This window comes from Streptomyces sp. CLCI03 (assembly GCF_053615355.1).
This window is the reverse complement of the sequence record NZ_CM132132.1, coordinates 685680-700291: the sequence shown is the minus strand read 5'-3', so window position 1 is coordinate 700291 and position 14612 is coordinate 685680. Positions and strand designations below refer to the sequence as shown.

Here is a 14612-nt window from a genome sequence, read left to right as displayed (position 1 = left end):
AGTATCTTGCTGTGGTGTCCAATCGCCGATGCCGGATACCGGACCGCAAGACCAGCAGGGAAGCCGTATGAAGATCTCGGAGCTCAGCCGGCGGACCGGCGTGCCGGTCGCCAGCATCAAGTACTTCCTGCGGCAGGGACTGCTGCCCGCCGGGCGGGCGACGGCCGCGACCCTGGCCGAGTACGGGGAGGAGCACGCCCAGCGGCTGCGGCTGATCAAGGCGCTGACCACGCTCGGCGGCCTGTCCATCGCCGCGACCCGTGAGGTGCTCGGGGCCGTCGACCAGGCCCACAGTTCCGAGAGCGCCCTCGGAGCGGTCAGCTACGCGCTCCCGGTGCCGGTGGCGGCCCAGGGTGCCGCGGGCCAGGAGGCGGCGGCGGAGTCGGAGGCGCAGGTCGCGGCCGAGGGGAGCGCCGGTGCCGAGGTGGCCCGGCTCCTCGCGGACCTTGACTGGCAGGCGCCCAGCACCTCCCCTCACGTGCAGGGGCTGACGGCGGCGCTGGAGGAGTTGCGTCGCCTGGACGCCCAGTACGCCCCCGGCGAGCTCGCCGCCTACGCCCGGCTCGCCGAATCCGTCGCCCGGCTGGACCTGGAACGCGCGGCCGGCCTGGACGACCCGGTGGCCCTGGCCGAGCGGGCCGTCATCGTCTTCGCGATCTGCGCCCCGGTGTTCGAGCTGCTGCGGCGGCTCGCGCAGGAGGACCAGGTCAGGCGCCGGGTCACCGGCGCCGGCCGCGGCGGGCGGGACGACACGCTTCCGTAGCGTCCGCACCGGCTCACGACGGTGGCGCCACCGGCCACCGGCCACCGGCCACCGGCTATCGGATCCCGTCACGTCGGGCTTCGGGGAACACGGTGACCTGCGGGATCCCGGTGCCCGGATGCGGGGACACCTCCGCCTCGACCCGGTAGATCTCGGCCAGCAGGTCCCGGGTGAGGACCTCCTGCGGTGCCCCGGTCGCGACCGTGCGGCCGCCGTCCAGCACGCAGATCCGGTCGCAGAAGGACGCGGCGAGGTTGAGGTCGTGCAGGGCGATCACGGCGGTGACCCCGACCCTGCGGACGAGCCGGAGCACGTCCAGCTGATGTCGTAGGTCCAAGTGGTTCGTCGGCTCGTCCAGGACCATGGTGCCGGTGCGCTGGGCCAGGGCGCGGGCGATCAGGACCCGCTGCTTCTCCCCGCCCGAGAGGCGGTCGAACGGGGCCTGCGCCAGCGCGGCGACGTCGAGTTCCTCCAGCGCGTCCATGATGATCGCGCGGTCCTCGGAGTCGTCCCCCGCGAAGGCCCGCTTGTGCGGGGTGCGTCCCATGGCCACCACGTCGTGGACGGTGAGCTCGAAGTCGCCCGTGGACTCCTGCAGGACGGCCGCGAGGTGCCGTGCGAGACGTTTGCCGGGCATCCGCCACACGTCCTCGCCGTCGAGCAGGACCCGTCCGGAGGTGGGGCGCAGCGCACGGTAGACGGTGCGCAGCAGGGTGGACTTGCCGGCGCCGTTGGGGCCGACGAGGCCTAGGACCTCGCCGGGTGCCACGTGCAGGGAGACGCGGTCGACGAGGGTCCGGCCGTTCACCACGACGGTGACCTCCTCGGCGTCGAGGGCGCCGGCCTTCGGGGTCGGGCGGTCGGTCATCATGCCACCTTCCGGCGCATCAACCAGAGGAAGAACGGGCCGCCGACCAGGGCGGTGAGGATGCCGACGGGTATCTCCTCCGGGCTCATGAGCGTGCGCGCCCCCAGGTCGGCGGCGATGAGGAAGGTGGCGCCGAGGAGGGCGGCGGCGGGCAGCGCGCGGCGGTGGTCGGCGCCGACCAGCAGCCGCACCACGTGCGGCATGATCAGTCCGACGAAGCCGATCTGGCCGCTGACGGCGACGATCGTGCCGATCATCAGGGCGACCAGGACGAACAGGGCACCGCGGAAGCGGTGGACGTCCAGTCCGAGCGCCGCGGCGGCCTCCTCCCCGGCCAGCAGCAGGTTGAGGGAACGGCACACCCCCAGCAGGACGGCCGTGCCCAGGAGCACGGCGCCGACGGGGATCCATACCGTCGTCCAGGTGGTGCCGGCCAGCCCGCCGAGCATCCAGCGCAGGGCCGACTGGGTCTTCTGCGGGTCGTTGGAGGTGACGATCAGGAAACTGGCCACCGCCGAGAGGACCTCGGCCATGGCCACGCCCGCCAGTACCAGCCGTACGGTGGTCATCCGTCCGCCGGAGCGCGCCAGGAAGTACACCGCGACCAGCGCGGCCAGGGCTCCGCAGAACGCCGCCAGGGGCAAGGAGAACATCCCGAACACGCCCACGTGGAACACGAGGACCAGCACCGCCCCGACCGACGCGCCCGAGGAGACCCCCAGCATCATCGGGTCGGCCAGCGGGTTGCGGACCAGGGCCTGCAGCGCCATCCCGGACACCGACAGACCCGCGCCCACCACACCGGCCAGCAACACGCGAGGGAGCCGGACGTCGACGACGATCGTCTCGCGGACCGGCGTCCAGGTCGGGTCGGCGAGGACCGGGTGGATCCGGTGGAGCAGGATGCCCCAGACCTGCTCGGCCGGGACGCCGATCGATCCGATCGCGATGCCGGCCGTCGCCGTGGTCGCCAGCAGGACTCCCAGCGCGGTGAGCAGCAGGGCGTACGGAACGGACCGGCGGCGGGTCACGGCGGACCCCGGGCTTCCCGTCGGGGCTTTCACCGGGTTCCCCGCCGAGGCCTTCGTCGCGGTTCTCGTCGGGGCGACGACCGCCTCGCCCGTACCGGTCGACTCCGTCACCGGAAGCGGTCCGGGTGGATCTGGCGGGCCAGCGACTCCACGGCCGCCGGGACGCGGACACCGAGCACGGTCGACGACAGCGGCAGCACCGCGAACCGCTCGTTCCTGATCGCGGGGACGTCCTTGAGGGCGGGGTTGGCGAGGAGGAACTTCTTCTTCTCCTCGACGGGCCGGTCGCCGTAGTCGTAGATCACGATGACCTCGGGGGCGCGCTCGGCCACCTGCTCGAACGACACGTCACCGAAGGCCTTGTCCACGTCGGCGAAGAGGTTGACCCCACCGGCCTTCTTGATCAGCTCGTTGCCGATGCCCTTGCCGCCGGCGGTGAAGGCGGTCTTGTCCCCACTGTCGTACACGAAGAGCTTGGTCGGGGTGACGCCGGCCAGTGCGCCGTCCACCCGGTCGAGGGTGCCGTGCAGCGTGTTCACCTGCTGCTCGCCCCGCTCCGGAACGCCGAAGATCTTGGCGACCGTGCGGATCTCCTCGTCGACGGTGGCCATGGTCACCGGCCCGGCCGGACAACCTTCGATGTTGAGGTGGGTGTTGATGCCGGCCTTGGTGAAGGTCGGGCGGCCGCGGCCGTCCTTCTCGTCGAAGGTGGAGGTGAACCCGCCGTAGACGAAGTCCGGTTCGGAGGCCAGCAGCGTCTCGAAGGACGGGTACTCCTTGGAGAGGACCTTCACCGAGTCGAAGGCGGCCTGGTACTCCGGCAGGATCCTGTCGTCGAGATAGCCGGTGCCCACCATCGACTTCTCCAGCCCGAGCGCCAGCATGACCTCCGTGGCGTGCTGGTTCAGGGACACGGCGCGCTGCGGCGGCCGCCGGTAGGTGGTCTCCACCCCACAGTTGGACACGGTGACGGGGAAACCCTGCACCCCCGGTCCGGCGGTGTCGGTGCGGTTCTGGGTCGTGCTGCCGCAGGCCGGTACGAGCAGTACGGCGGCCGCGGCCAGGAACGAGGACAGTGGGCGTATGCCCCTCATGCGGTGGGTCCTTAGGGTGTCGGTGGGGTTCACGCGGAGCGGGTGACCGGTGGGGCGGGGAGCGGGGTCAAGGAGGCGTACTCCAGGGGTGCGGACGGGTCGACGGACACGTTCAGCGGGGCCGGCTCGGCTCCGGAGCGGACCAGCAGGTCGCCGACGGCCGCGATCATGGCGCCGTTGTCCGTGCACAAGGTCAGGGGCGGAACGCGCAGTTCGATGCCCGCGGACGCGCATCGCCGTTCCGCGAGCGCCCTGACCCGCGAGTTCGCGGCGACGCCGCCGACCACGATCAGCGTCCTGACGTCGTGGTCGCGGCAGGCGGCGAGGGCCTTGCGGGTCAGTACGTCCGCCACGGCCTCCTGCAGGGCGGCCGCGCCGTCGGCGACCGGTGGCTCCTGACCGAGTTGGCGGTGCTTCTCGGCCCAGCGGGCCGCAGCCGTCTTCAGGCCCGAGAAGGAGAAGGCGTACGGGTCGTCCCCGGGCCTGGTGAGCGGGCGCGGGAAGGTCACGGCCTTCGGGTCGCCGTCGCGGGCGGCCCGGTCGATGGCCGGCCCGCCCGGATAGGGCAGGCCCAGGATCCGGGCGACCTTGTCGAAGCACTCGCCCGCCGCGTCGTCGAGGGTGTCCCCGAGGTGCAGGATCGGCTCGCGCACCAGGTCGCGTACGAGCAGCAGCGAGGTGTGGCCGCCGGAGACGATCAGCACCACGCACGGCCGGGGCAGCGGACCGTGCTCCAACGTGTCGGCGGCCACGTGACCGGCCAGGTGATGCACGCCGTACAGCGGCACCCCGGCCGCGTACGCCAGCGTCTTCGCCCCGGCCAGACCCACCTGCAGCGCACCCGAGAGGCCGGGCCCGGTGGTGACGGCGACCGCGTCGATCTGGCTCAGCCTCAGCCCGGCCTGGTCGAGGGCCTGCCGGACGACCGGGTTGAAGGAGTGCAGGTGCGCACGGGCCGCGATCTCCGGGACCACGCCGCCGAAGCGGGCGTGCTCGTCCATGCTCGACGCCACCACGTGCGCGAGCAGCCTGCCGTCCCGCACGATTCCCGCGCCGGTCTCGTCGCAGGACGACTCGATCCCCAGCACCACTGGTCCGCTCACTGCTCTCCACCCTCTGATGTGCAATTCCCGCAACTGCAATGTATATGCAATAAGGGCAGGGTGTGGACCCGCGAGGAGCGTCCGCCGAGCCGGAGGCGGACCGCCGTCAGCCGTGGGCGAGCCGGACGGCCTCCGTCGGCTCCACCGGGGCGCCCGCCCCGACCCCGTGCAAGACGTGCGCCAGTACCTCCGCACCGCGCACGACGCGCGGGCCCGGGCGGTTGAAGTAGGCGGGCCCGTCCAGCACCCACACCTCACCCGCGCGCACCGCGGGCAGCTCCTCCCAGCCCGGCAGCGCGCTCAGCAGGTCCCGTTCGCGCAGGGTGCGTTCCGGGGCGAACCCGCAGGGCATGACGAGGAGTACGTCCGGGCGCGCGGCCCGGACCGCCTCCCGCTCCATCGGCCGGGTGTGTTCGCCCGGGGCGGCGATCAGTGCCTCACCGCCCGCGCACACGATCTGCTCGGGCACCCAGTGCCCGGCCGGCCAGAGCGGATCCAGCCATTCAACAGCTCGATGTCGTAGCGCAGTCGTTCGGCCGCCGCGTGGAAGGGGGAGTGGCTGGACGAGGCGCTGGCCGCCGGCAGGAAGGTCATGGGCTTCGGGCACCGCGTCTACCGCGACGGCGACTCCCGCGTACCGATCATGCAGGAGGCCACCGACCGACTCGTCGCCCGAGCCGCCGACCCCGACACGACCCGGCTCGCCACCCTGCACGCCGCGCTCCGGCACGCCATGATCAGCCGCAAGGGCATCCACCCGAACCTCGACCACCCCGCCGGGCTGGCATACCACCTGATGGGGTTCGACACCCCGGCCTTCACCCCGCTCTTCGTGATGAGCCGGATCACCGGCCGGCGGCCCACATCATCGAACAACTGGAGCACAACGCGCTGATCCGCCCCCTCGGCTCCTACACCGGTCCCGCCATCCGCCCCCTCCCGGCCTGACCGGCCGGGCACCACTTCCGGACCGGGTCGTCCGGGTCGGCGCGTCAGGCGTCGCGGCGCCAGGGGATCTCGGCCCACACCTGCTTGCCGCCACTGAGCGGCACCGAGCCCCAGGCCGCCGTCACCGCGTCGACGATGAGGAGCCCGCGGCCGCCGGTCGACTCCCAGCTCACCCAGAGCGGCTTGACGGGGCTGCGCGGCGACGCGTCGTTCACCGCGATCCGCAGCCGGTCCGCCGACAGGGTCAGATCCATCCCCACCTCGCCCTGCGTGTGCGCGATGGCGTTGGTGACCAGCTCGGACACGACCAGCAGGGCTTCGTCGAGCTGGTCCACCACTCCCCAGGACCGCAGGGTGCGCGCCGTGAACCGGCGCGCGTGCAGGACCGCGTCGGGCAGCCGCCACACCGTCCAGTGGCTCCGTCTCGGCCGGTCGCCCTGGCCGTCGTAGCGCAGCAACAGCAACGCCACGTCGTCGTCGCGCCGCCCCACACCGCCGACCAACTCGTCGGCGACCGCTCCGACATCGACCGGGTCGGCCGCCGCGAGCGCGTCGCACACCCGTCGCATGCCCTCGTCCAGCGGGAGCCGCGCGGACTCGACCATGCCGTCCGTCAGCAGCACGAGCAGGGTGCCGGGGAGCAGCCCCGCCTCGGTCATGGGGAATTCGGCCTCGGCGAGCACCCCCAGGGGAGGCCCGCCCTCGACCGCCATCTCCTCGGCGACGCCGTCGGGGTGACGCAGGATCGGTGGCAGATGGCCGGCCCGGACGACCCGGGCGATGCCCTCCTCCATGTCCAGGTCCACGTACCCACACGTGGCGAAGAGGTCCGTCTCCATCCCGACGAGCAGCCGGTTGGCCCGCGCGACCACCACATCGGGCGGGTGTCCCTCCACCGCGTAGGCCCTGACCGCCGTACGCATCTGGCCCATGATGGTGGCGGCTCCCGCGCTGTGCCCCTGGACGTCCCCGATGACGAAGGCCACATGGCCGTCGCGGAGCGGAATGACGTCGTACCAGTCCCCGCCGACCTCAAGCCCGGCGGTCGCGGGCAGGTAGCGGGCGACCGCGATCCCGCCCGGCAGCTCCGGGAGCTTACGGGGCAGCAGACTGCGCTGGAGCATGGTGGCGAGTTCATGGCGCGCGTCCAGCGCGTGGGCACGTACCAGTGCCTGCCCGACCAGCCCCGCGGTCGCGGTCAGCAGCGTCCGCTCCTCGGGTCCGAACCGGTGCTCAGCGTCCCACCCCACCAGAGCCACCCCGACCATCCGACCGTCGGCGGGAAGCGGCAGCACCGCGAGACCACCGGGCCCGACGCCCAGCAGTCCGGGCTCCAGATCCGCCCCCGGCGGCCACAGGCTCAGATGCCCCCCGCGCAGGGCGCTCTGCAGGGTGGGCAGGTCGCTCAGTGCGACGTCGGGCCACTCCGACCGCCACTCGGCGCGCCAGACCTCGGGCCAGGCATCGGGCTCCGGCGGATCGAGGGCGGTGACGATGAGCCGATCCGGCTCCAGTTCGCCGACGGCGACCCGGGAGGTGCCCAGCGGCTCGCGCAGGGCGGCGACCACCAGCCGGCTGACCTCCCGGATGGTCGCCGCTCCCGCCAGGGTCGCCGACAGCCGCTGCACCAGGGAGACCTCGTCGGCGCTGGGGCGCAGGTACGTGGCGTCGGCCACCACGCCCAGCACGCGCCGCGGGATGCCCTCGGAGTCCACCTCCACGCGGCAACGCAGCCCCAGCCAGCGCAGCTCGCCGTTCGGCCGGCGGATCCGGAACGCCAGCTGCTGTCCGGACGCGGCCAGCCGGTTCGGCTCCACGATCGCCATCAGCGCGGGCATGTCGTCGGGAACGGCACAGGCGAGCACGGTCTCCACCTGCCCGTCGAACTGATCGGGAGGCAGCCCGAGCAGCTCCAGCACATGGGCGTGGGCCTCCATCCGGCCGGTGCTCAGTTCCAGGATGAAGGCGCCGCCCTGGTCGGGCACCAGCGACTGGCCCAGATGGGACTGCGGCGCCTTGCGGCCGGCGAAGCGGGCGGCGACCGATTCGAGTCCCGTGGCCACCTGGTCGGCGTACAGCTCCAGCAGGCTCCGGTCGTCGGCGCTGAAGCCGCCGTCCCCGGCCTGCCCGGCGACGACCAGGCACCCGAGCTCCATGTCGTCGTATCCCAGGGGCAGCGCGCCCAGCGAGACCCGGGTCGGCGAGTTGGGGGCACTGTTGCGCACCCGGGTGGGGAAGTGGTGGGGGTCCTCCTCGATGAACGTGGCGAGTTCCTTGGGCGTCAGCCACAGCGGGCGGCCGGAGCGGAAGGCGTTGGCGGCGGGCGAATGGCCGGCCACGGCGAGGATCGCCGGCAGCCCGTAGAGGACGCCACGGTTACCGGTCAGCTCGGCCAGATGGAGTTCCCTGCCCTGGTCGGCGATCACGTAGACGGCGGCGAGCTCGGCCCCGCAGAAGGAGAAGCGATGGCTGGTCACTGTGCGTATCACCTCCTGTCGAGGGCATCTCGCCGGTCGGCCTCTCTCCATGCTGTCGCGTCCTGGACCGTACGGGCGACTCCACGGGTCCTACGTCGGCCCTCCGGCCGGCCCTGGCTCCTCCTCTTCCTCCTCGTACCGGTCGACGAGGACGACCGCGACGTCGTCGGCCAGCCGGTTCCGGGTGTGGCGCAGCAATGCCTGGTGCAGGCCCGTCAGGAACGCCTCCCGGGTGTGGTCGCGCAGGGTCACCATGGCCTCGGCCAGGTCGAAGAAGGCCTTGTCCTGGTCACGGGCCTCGATGACGCCGTCGGTGTACAACAGCAGCCGATCCCCGGGCACGAACGGATGGCGCTCCGCCCGCCCGGGAGGGCCGTCGAGGAATTCCTCGAGCCCGAGCGGCGGCAGGGGAGCGGTGGGCATCAGGGATCGGACGGCTCCGTCGTGCAGCAGCAGCGCGGGCGGATGGCCCCGGTTGATCATCTCGATGTGCCGGCCGTCGGGGATCTGGGCCACGAGCGCGGTCACGAACCCCTCCACGAGGGCGTCCGCGCCTCCGGCCGCGCCCGATACGGCGGCGTCCCGGTGCAGGGCCGCTCCGCACCGGTCGACGACCTTCACCAGGTCGGCCTCGTAGTGCACGGCCTCCCGGAAGGCGCCCAGCACGATCGCGGCGGCCCGGACCGCGGGCAGTCCCTTGCCCCGGACGTCCCCGACGATCATCCGGACCCCGTACCGGGTCTGGACCACGTCGTACAGGTCGCCACCGATCTGCGCGCCCGTCTCGGCTGCCAGGTACATGCTGGCCGACCGTACGGACCCCAGCCGGTCCGGCACCGGCCGCAGGATGACCTCCTGGGCGGCCGTGGCGATCCGGCGGACCTGGTTGAGCTCGTTCTCCGTGCGGGTGCGCGCGGAGCGGCTCGTCAGGAAACTCGCCACCGAGACCAGGAACAGGGCGAGGAAGTTCGTGTACACCTGCTGGGTTCCCCAGGCGCCGTTGTAGCTGGCGGTGGTCACGCTGACACCGACGGCCACCCCCGCCGCCGCGAGGGTGCCCTTGGGGCCCATCGTCACGGCCGCCAGAGCGGGGGTCGCGACCAACAGGGGGCCGGTGTACAGGACGTGCAGGGGCGTGAACTCGACGAGGAGCACCAGCAGGGCGATCGCGAAGGGAACGCACTTCGCCAAGACGAAAAGGACCTGATGGTGGCCGTCGGCTCGCGGTCCGGGAGGCGAGCGCAAGGGCGCTCTCATGACTACAGACTGCCCCGCCCGGACCCGAGGCCGCCACCGGGGTTCCCCGCTCGACGGGCCTCCGGCCCCGGCCAGCGGTCCCCGCGCGCGACGTGCGACAGAGCTCGCCGGGGGATCACCCACGGACCGGTGTGAGGAGCACGAAGTCGGCGTTCGCCGGGTCGAGGCAGACGGCGAGCCGGCCGACGCCCTCCGCGTCCTGCGGGCCCATCTGCACGCTCCCGCCGTGCTCGGTGACCGCGGCGACCGCGGCATCGCAGTCGGTGACGGCGAAGACCGGATGCCAGTACGGCCGCCCGTGCGCGAGGGCCAGGTGCTCCGCCGGGAGCTCCATGAGGCCACCGTGCATCCGCTCCTCGGGAAGGCCGGCGGGAGTGATGAGGGCGTACGCGCCCCCGCCGCCGGGCAGCGCCATGTCGCTGAACCGCCAGTCGAAGACGCCGCCGTAGAACTCCTTCGCGGCGGCGGCGTCCGTCGTGTACAGCTCCGTCCAGCACAGTGAGCCCGGCGCGTCCACCAGCTCGACGCCCTTGCTCCTTCCCGGCTGCCAGACGGCGAACTGTCCCCCCAGGGGGTCGCTGTACTGCGCCATCCGGCCCCACTCGTCGAGGTCCCGCGGGGCCACCCGCACGGTGCCGCCCGCGCGTTCCACCGCCTGGGTGGTGGCGTCCGCGTCGGTGACGCTGTGATAGATCATCCAGGCCGGGCGGGCGCCTTCCTCGGTGAGCCTGCCGAGCCCGGCGACGAACTTCCCGTCCTTCCGGAACATCCCGCCTTCCATGTCCTCGCCCTCGCCCATGGACTCGTAGTCCCAGCCGAGCACGGCGCCGTAGAAGGCCGCGGCCGCGCGGACGTCCGGGACGCCGAGGTCCAGCCAGCAGGGGGAGCCGGGGACGAAGTCAGTGGTGATCATGGGATTGCCTTTCGCGGGTCCGGTACGGCCTCAGCCTGGCACCGGACCCTGCCCCTCGCGCGTCGACCGTGCCCGCGGCCGGCGCGCGCGGCCGGCGACCGGGACGCGCCCCGTCACGACTCGGTGCGCCCCCCGTCACGACCCGGTGCGGCGCCTGCGCAGGACGGCCGTCCCGGCCAGGGCCGCCACCGCCGCGAGGAACGCGGCCGACAGCCCGTACAGCATCGGGGCACCCACGTGGAGCCGGTCCGGCGTGACGGCGCCGGCGGCGACGGGGGCGGGCGGTGCTGCGGGCGGCGTCGCCGGGGGAGGAGCCAGCGATCCGACCGGGTCCACATGTCCGGCCGCGGCGAATCCCCAGTCCAGCAGGGACCGCGCCTCCTCGTACACGGCGTTCGCGCCGCCCCACTGCGGGTTCATCACCGTCGCCAGCAGGGTACGGCCGTCCCTACGGGCGGCCGCGATCAGCGTGAAACCCGCCTGGGAGGTGTAGCCGTTCTTGACACCGATGATCCCCGGATAGCGGCCCAGCCCGTCCTGACCGGTCACCAGCCGGTTGGTGTTCTCGATCCCGTACGTCCAGGTGGGACTGCCGTCGGCGAGGGTGCCGCCGGGGAACTGGGCGTCGGCGGTCGCCGCGTACTCGGCGAAGGCGGGGTCGGCCAGGCCCGTACGGCCGAAGACGGCGAGGTCGAAGGCCGAGGAGGCCTGGCCCTCCGCGTCGAAACCGTCCGGGGAGACCACGGTGGTGTCGCGCGCGCCCAGGGAGCGCGCCTTGGCCTGCATCTGCGCCGACGTGACGTCCCAGCCGCCGTTCATCGCGGCCAGCACGTGCACGGCGTCGTTGCCCGAGCTGAGGAAGACACCCCGCCACAGGTCGGCCACCCGGTAGGTGTGATCGGCGGAGAGACCGACCGTGCTGCTCCCGTCCGGTACCTCGTCCAGCTCGGCCTCGGTGACCGTGTGCCGGCCCGAGCCGGGCAGGTGGGGCAGCGCGGTGAGGGCGAAGAGGGTCTTGAGGGTGCTGGCCGGTGGCAGCCGGCGGTGCGCGTCGTGGGCCGCGAGCACCGCACCCGTCCCCACGTCCGCCACCAGCCACGACAGGGCGGACACGTCGTCCGGTAGCGCGGGCGCCCCCTGCCGTGCCCGGACATGGGTCCCGGACCGGTGCAACAGCGACGCGTCGACGGACGAGGCGGGTCGGGGCGGCAGCGGCTCGGCGTGCGAGGTGCCCGCGGCCGTCGGCACGAGGAGGACCGACGCGCCGATGGCCAGAGCTGCCGCGCCCGCGCCGGTTCTGCGCCCGGAGGATCTGATGCTCATTCATCCAGCGTAGAAATGCATCGGGTCGCGCGCAGCGAGGCGTACGCCGACCGGCGGTAGCCCGGATGCGCGCGGAGGAGGAGGTCAGCCCCGGAAGGCCTTCCGGAGGTGCTCGCCGAACTCGGCCGGGTGCGTCGTCAGGCCGGTGTGTCCGCCCGGGAAGTGCCGCAGGTCAGCGCCGAGGCGCTCGGCCAGGAAAGCCGCCGGACGGTAAGGCAGTTCGCCGCGGGAGTCCTGGCCGCAGGCGAGCACGAGCCGCTCCGACCAGGCCTCCAACCGGTCGACGTCCGGGACGTAGGACATGAAGGCGGGGACGATACGGCCGACGAAGTACGGCAGGTCGGCCATCGTCCGCTCGGCGCGAGCCGCCGCCCGTGGCGGGAGAGCGACCTGGGCCGGCGGCCCGGGGATGTCCCCGGGCTTGCGCAGGCCGGCGGCGAACACGGTCATCGCCGGCATGAGCCCCTGGGTGCGGAGCGTCTCCCCCCACACGTGCGAGGAGCGCCCGGTGCGCGAGGACGTCCGGCAGGACCTCCACCACCGGCGGCTCGTGCGCCACGACACGTTCGAGGCGTTCGGGACGGACGAGCAGGTGCGGGGCGGCGATCGCGCCCGAACTGGTGCCGAACACCCGGGCGGGCTCGCCGGGCGACAGCAGGTCCACGATCCGCAGCGCGTCGTCGGCGTGCTCGGCCACGGTCTGATCGGCCTCCGGGTCGTCCAGCGGGCTCCGGGACAGGCCGCGCGGGTCGTAGGTCGCGACCGTGTACTCGGCGGCCAGGTCGTCGGCGATGCCGTCGAAGGAGGCCGCGCCGCCCGACCCTCCGGGGATCAGCAGCAGGAGCGGGCCGTGGCCACGTACCTCGTAGCGCAGGGTCGCGCCGTTCCCGTGCAGGTGGCCGATGGTCGGGCCGGTCATGAGGAGTCTCCTTCGCGGGGCGGGGGCCAGTGCTCCAGGAGGGTGTGCAGGGCGTCGAGGGTGCGGACCCAGGAGCGCTGTGGTGAACGCTCGTGCGCGAACCCGCCGGCCGCCTCCAGGGCGACGAACCCGTGGAATGTGCTGCGCAACAGCCGGACCGCGTCGGTCAGATCGGGCTCCGTCAGCGCGTAGCCGCGCAGCATGCCGTAGGTCAGCTCGACCGCGCGGCGCGGTCCGGGTGCCTGTGCGGCGAGCTCGGGGTCGATCCGGATCCGGGTCTGGGGCGCGGTGTAGCGGCCCGGATGCGCGTGGGCGTACTCCCGCCAGGCGTCGGCGAACGCGACCAGCGCGTCCTTGCCCGATCGACCGGCCGTCGCCTCCGCGATGCGCAGCGTCTTCTCGTCCGCCGCCAGCAGGGCGATCCGTCCGCGCAGATCCTCCAGATTGCGCACGTGGGCGTACCGGTGGTCGCCGCGCGCCTCCTCCCCCCACGTGCAGATCTATTGACCTGGGGAGATCGGCAGGGCCCCTGTTATCGTGCGCCGATGTCAACGATCAAGCAGTTCCAAGTGACCTTCGACTGCGCGGAGCCTGCGCGCCTCGCCGCCTTCTGGTGTGAGGTGCTGGGGTACGTCGTGCCTGCGGTCCCGGAGGGCTTTGCCACGTGGGAGGAGTTCCACCGCTCGCTGCCGCCCGAGGACGAGATCTACTTCGCGTGCACCGATCCCTCGGGTGTGGGCTCGCGCCTGCTCTTTCAGCGAGTTCCCGAAGGCAAGGTCGTCAAGAACCGGGTTCATCTCGATGTGCGGGCCGGCGCCGGGCTCGTGGGTGAGGAGCGCCTGGCCACACTTGAGGCCGAATGCGCACGGCTGATGGCGCTCGGCGGGAAGCACGTGCTGACGCAGCTCGCCGATGGCGTCAACGAGTCGTGCATCACGATGCAGGACATCGAGGGCAACGAGTTCTGCCTCACCTGATTCCCGCATGTGGCGGGAGTCGTCCCGTGGGAGCGAGGTTGTGCGGGCGGGCGACGTCGTGCATCGCGTGGCGCGCACCGTCGCCTCTCAGGCGGCGGTCGCGCAGGATCTCCCAGGCCTTGATACGGGCAAGGCGGGCTCGGCGCACCGTCCTGTCGTCACGCCCTGGTCCGCGTCCGCCAACGGCGTTGTCAGTGGCCCCGGGTAGCGTCGTTCACCAGTGCAGGATTCCCTTCCCGATCGGAGTGGATCATGAGTGTGGACCGTGGGCCGGCGCCGCTGCGGGTGGTGCTGACCGACACCGACGCGGAGGTGGTCCAGGCGTGGCGGGCGGCGTTCGCGGACACGCCCGGGGTCGAGATCCGGCACGGTTCGATCCTTGACGAGGCGGTCGACGCCTGGGTCACCCCGACCAACTCCCGAGGGCGGATGGACGGCGGGGTCGACGCGGCCATCAAGCGGCATCTGGGAGCGGGCATCCAGCTGCGCGTGCAGCGGGCCGTCCGGGCGCAGTTCGCGGGCTGCCTCCCGGTGGGAAGCGCGGTGTGCGTCGCCTCGGGGGCGGTCGTGCCGAAGTTCCTGATATCGACGCCGACGATGGAGCGGTCCTCGCAGAACGTGCGGGACACCGTGAACGTCGCCCTGGCGTGCGCGGCCGCGTTCCAGGCGATCCACCGGCAGAATGCGGAAGTACCGGGCAGCATCCGGTCGGTGGCGCTGGTCGGCATGGGCGCCCGGACCGGCCGGGTGCCGGCCCGGGTCTGCGCCAACCTCATGTGGACCGGCTACACGCTGTTCCACGAGTTCCGCTTCGAGGACTACGACGACCTGCGCAGCACGGTCGTCGCCCAGCTCGACGGCATCGAGAGCGGGCCCGCCCAGCGGCGGGTGCGCATCGAGCCCCCGCGGCGGCGCCCGGCCGGCCGCCGCTGACCGGCC

At 72.8% G+C, this 14612-nt stretch carries 12 protein-coding genes and 3 pseudogenes; 4 read left to right on the top strand and 11 right to left on the bottom strand.

All coding sequences use genetic code 11. The features are described from left to right. The first annotated feature begins 67 nt into the window (after nt 1-67). Entirely contained in the window at nt 68-763 is a 696-nt protein-coding gene (locus ACWG52_RS03225) for a MerR family transcriptional regulator (RefSeq protein WP_453127725.1), read from the top strand. Between the two features lie 55 nt (nt 764-818). Here the strand turns inward: ACWG52_RS03225 and ACWG52_RS03220 are convergent, their stop codons facing one another. From ACWG52_RS03220 to ACWG52_RS03200, 5 genes are all read right to left on the bottom strand, one after another. Continuing rightward, on the bottom strand, nt 819-1631 hold the full coding sequence (locus ACWG52_RS03220; protein ID WP_453127723.1) for a heme ABC transporter ATP-binding protein: 813 nt from the start codon (nt 1629-1631) through the stop codon (nt 819-821). Continuing rightward, entirely contained in the window at nt 1631-2662 is a 1032-nt protein-coding gene (locus ACWG52_RS03215) for a FecCD family ABC transporter permease (protein ID WP_389803282.1), read from the bottom strand. Before ACWG52_RS03215 ends, ACWG52_RS03220 begins: the two co-directional genes overlap by 1 nt. 107 nt (nt 2663-2769) lie before the next feature. Then, nucleotides 2770-3756, bottom strand: coding sequence for an ABC transporter substrate-binding protein (locus ACWG52_RS03210; protein ID WP_389801758.1), 987 nt, complete (start codon nt 3754-3756; stop codon nt 2770-2772). A gap of 29 nt (nt 3757-3785) precedes the next feature. Then, entirely contained in the window at nt 3786-4859 is a 1074-nt protein-coding gene (gene tsaD / locus ACWG52_RS03205) for a tRNA (adenosine(37)-N6)-threonylcarbamoyltransferase complex transferase subunit TsaD (RefSeq protein ID WP_389801761.1), read from the bottom strand. Nucleotides 4860-4965: 106 nt separating this feature from the next. After that, on the bottom strand, nt 4966-5328 hold the full coding sequence (locus ACWG52_RS03200) for a TroA family protein (RefSeq protein ID WP_389801764.1): 363 nt from the start codon (nt 5326-5328) through the stop codon (nt 4966-4968). Between the two features lie 87 nt (nt 5329-5415). Here ACWG52_RS03200 and ACWG52_RS03195 point away from each other — a divergent pair. Next, nucleotides 5416-5807: pseudogene (locus ACWG52_RS03195) on the top strand (citrate/2-methylcitrate synthase); the annotation flags it as partial. Nucleotides 5808-5851: 44 nt separating this feature from the next. On the opposite strand, the gene ACWG52_RS03190 reads toward ACWG52_RS03195, so the two are convergent. From ACWG52_RS03190 to ACWG52_RS03165, 6 genes and pseudogenes are all read right to left on the bottom strand, one after another. Beyond that, nucleotides 5852-8335: a SpoIIE family protein phosphatase gene (locus ACWG52_RS03190; RefSeq protein WP_389801767.1), complete on the bottom strand. Its 2484-nt coding sequence runs from the start codon at nt 8333-8335 to the stop codon at nt 5852-5854. A gap of 39 nt (nt 8336-8374) precedes the next feature. Beyond that, nucleotides 8375-9475: a PP2C family protein-serine/threonine phosphatase gene (locus tag ACWG52_RS03185; RefSeq protein ID WP_389801770.1), complete on the bottom strand. Its 1101-nt coding sequence runs from the start codon at nt 9473-9475 to the stop codon at nt 8375-8377. Nucleotides 9476-9656: 181 nt separating this feature from the next. Continuing rightward, complete coding sequence (locus tag ACWG52_RS03180; RefSeq protein WP_389801773.1) at nt 9657-10454, bottom strand: VOC family protein; 798 nt, start codon at nt 10452-10454, stop codon at nt 9657-9659. Between the two features lie 135 nt (nt 10455-10589). Further along, entirely contained in the window at nt 10590-11777 is a 1188-nt protein-coding gene (locus ACWG52_RS03175) for a D-alanyl-D-alanine carboxypeptidase family protein (protein ID WP_389801776.1), read from the bottom strand. Between the two features lie 84 nt (nt 11778-11861). Next, nucleotides 11862-12696, bottom strand: a pseudogene (locus tag ACWG52_RS03170) (alpha/beta fold hydrolase). Then, nucleotides 12693-13157, bottom strand: a pseudogene (locus tag ACWG52_RS03165) (TetR-like C-terminal domain-containing protein); the annotation flags it as partial. The pseudogenes ACWG52_RS03170 and ACWG52_RS03165, both read right to left, overlap by 4 nt. Nucleotides 13158-13241: 84 nt before the next feature. Here ACWG52_RS03165 and ACWG52_RS03160 point away from each other — a divergent pair. Continuing rightward, complete coding sequence (locus ACWG52_RS03160; protein WP_389801781.1) at nt 13242-13673, top strand: VOC family protein; 432 nt, start codon at nt 13242-13244, stop codon at nt 13671-13673. A gap of 252 nt (nt 13674-13925) precedes the next feature. After that, nucleotides 13926-14606 carry a macro domain-containing protein gene (locus ACWG52_RS03155; protein WP_389801783.1) on the top strand — a complete coding sequence of 227 codons (681 nt, stop codon included), beginning with the start codon at nt 13926-13928 and terminating at the stop codon, nt 14604-14606. Nucleotides 14607-14612: the final 6 nt, after the last annotated feature.

Bases quoted from the DNA above. Each gene is read 5' to 3' on its own strand.
- ACWG52_RS03180 (WP_389801773.1), bottom strand. From the start codon at position 10,454: ATGATCACCACTGACTTCGTCCCCGGCTCCCCCTGCTGGCTGGACCTC.
- ACWG52_RS03155 (WP_389801783.1), top strand. From the start codon at position 13,926: ATGAGTGTGGACCGTGGGCCGGCGCCGCTGCGGGTGGTGCTGACCGAC.
- ACWG52_RS03225 (WP_453127725.1), top strand. From the start codon at position 68: ATGAAGATCTCGGAGCTCAGCCGGCGGACCGGCGTGCCGGTCGCCAGC.
- ACWG52_RS03210 (WP_389801758.1), bottom strand. From the start codon at position 3,756: ATGAGGGGCATACGCCCACTGTCCTCGTTCCTGGCCGCGGCCGCCGTA.
- ACWG52_RS03220 (WP_453127723.1), bottom strand. From the start codon at position 1,631: ATGACCGACCGCCCGACCCCGAAGGCCGGCGCCCTCGACGCCGAGGAG.
- ACWG52_RS03160 (WP_389801781.1), top strand. From the start codon at position 13,242: ATGTCAACGATCAAGCAGTTCCAAGTGACCTTCGACTGCGCGGAGCCT.
- ACWG52_RS03175 (WP_389801776.1), bottom strand. From the start codon at position 11,777: ATGAGCATCAGATCCTCCGGGCGCAGAACCGGCGCGGGCGCGGCAGCT.
- ACWG52_RS03190 (WP_389801767.1), bottom strand. From the start codon at position 8,335: ATGGAGAGAGGCCGACCGGCGAGATGCCCTCGACAGGAGGTGATACGC.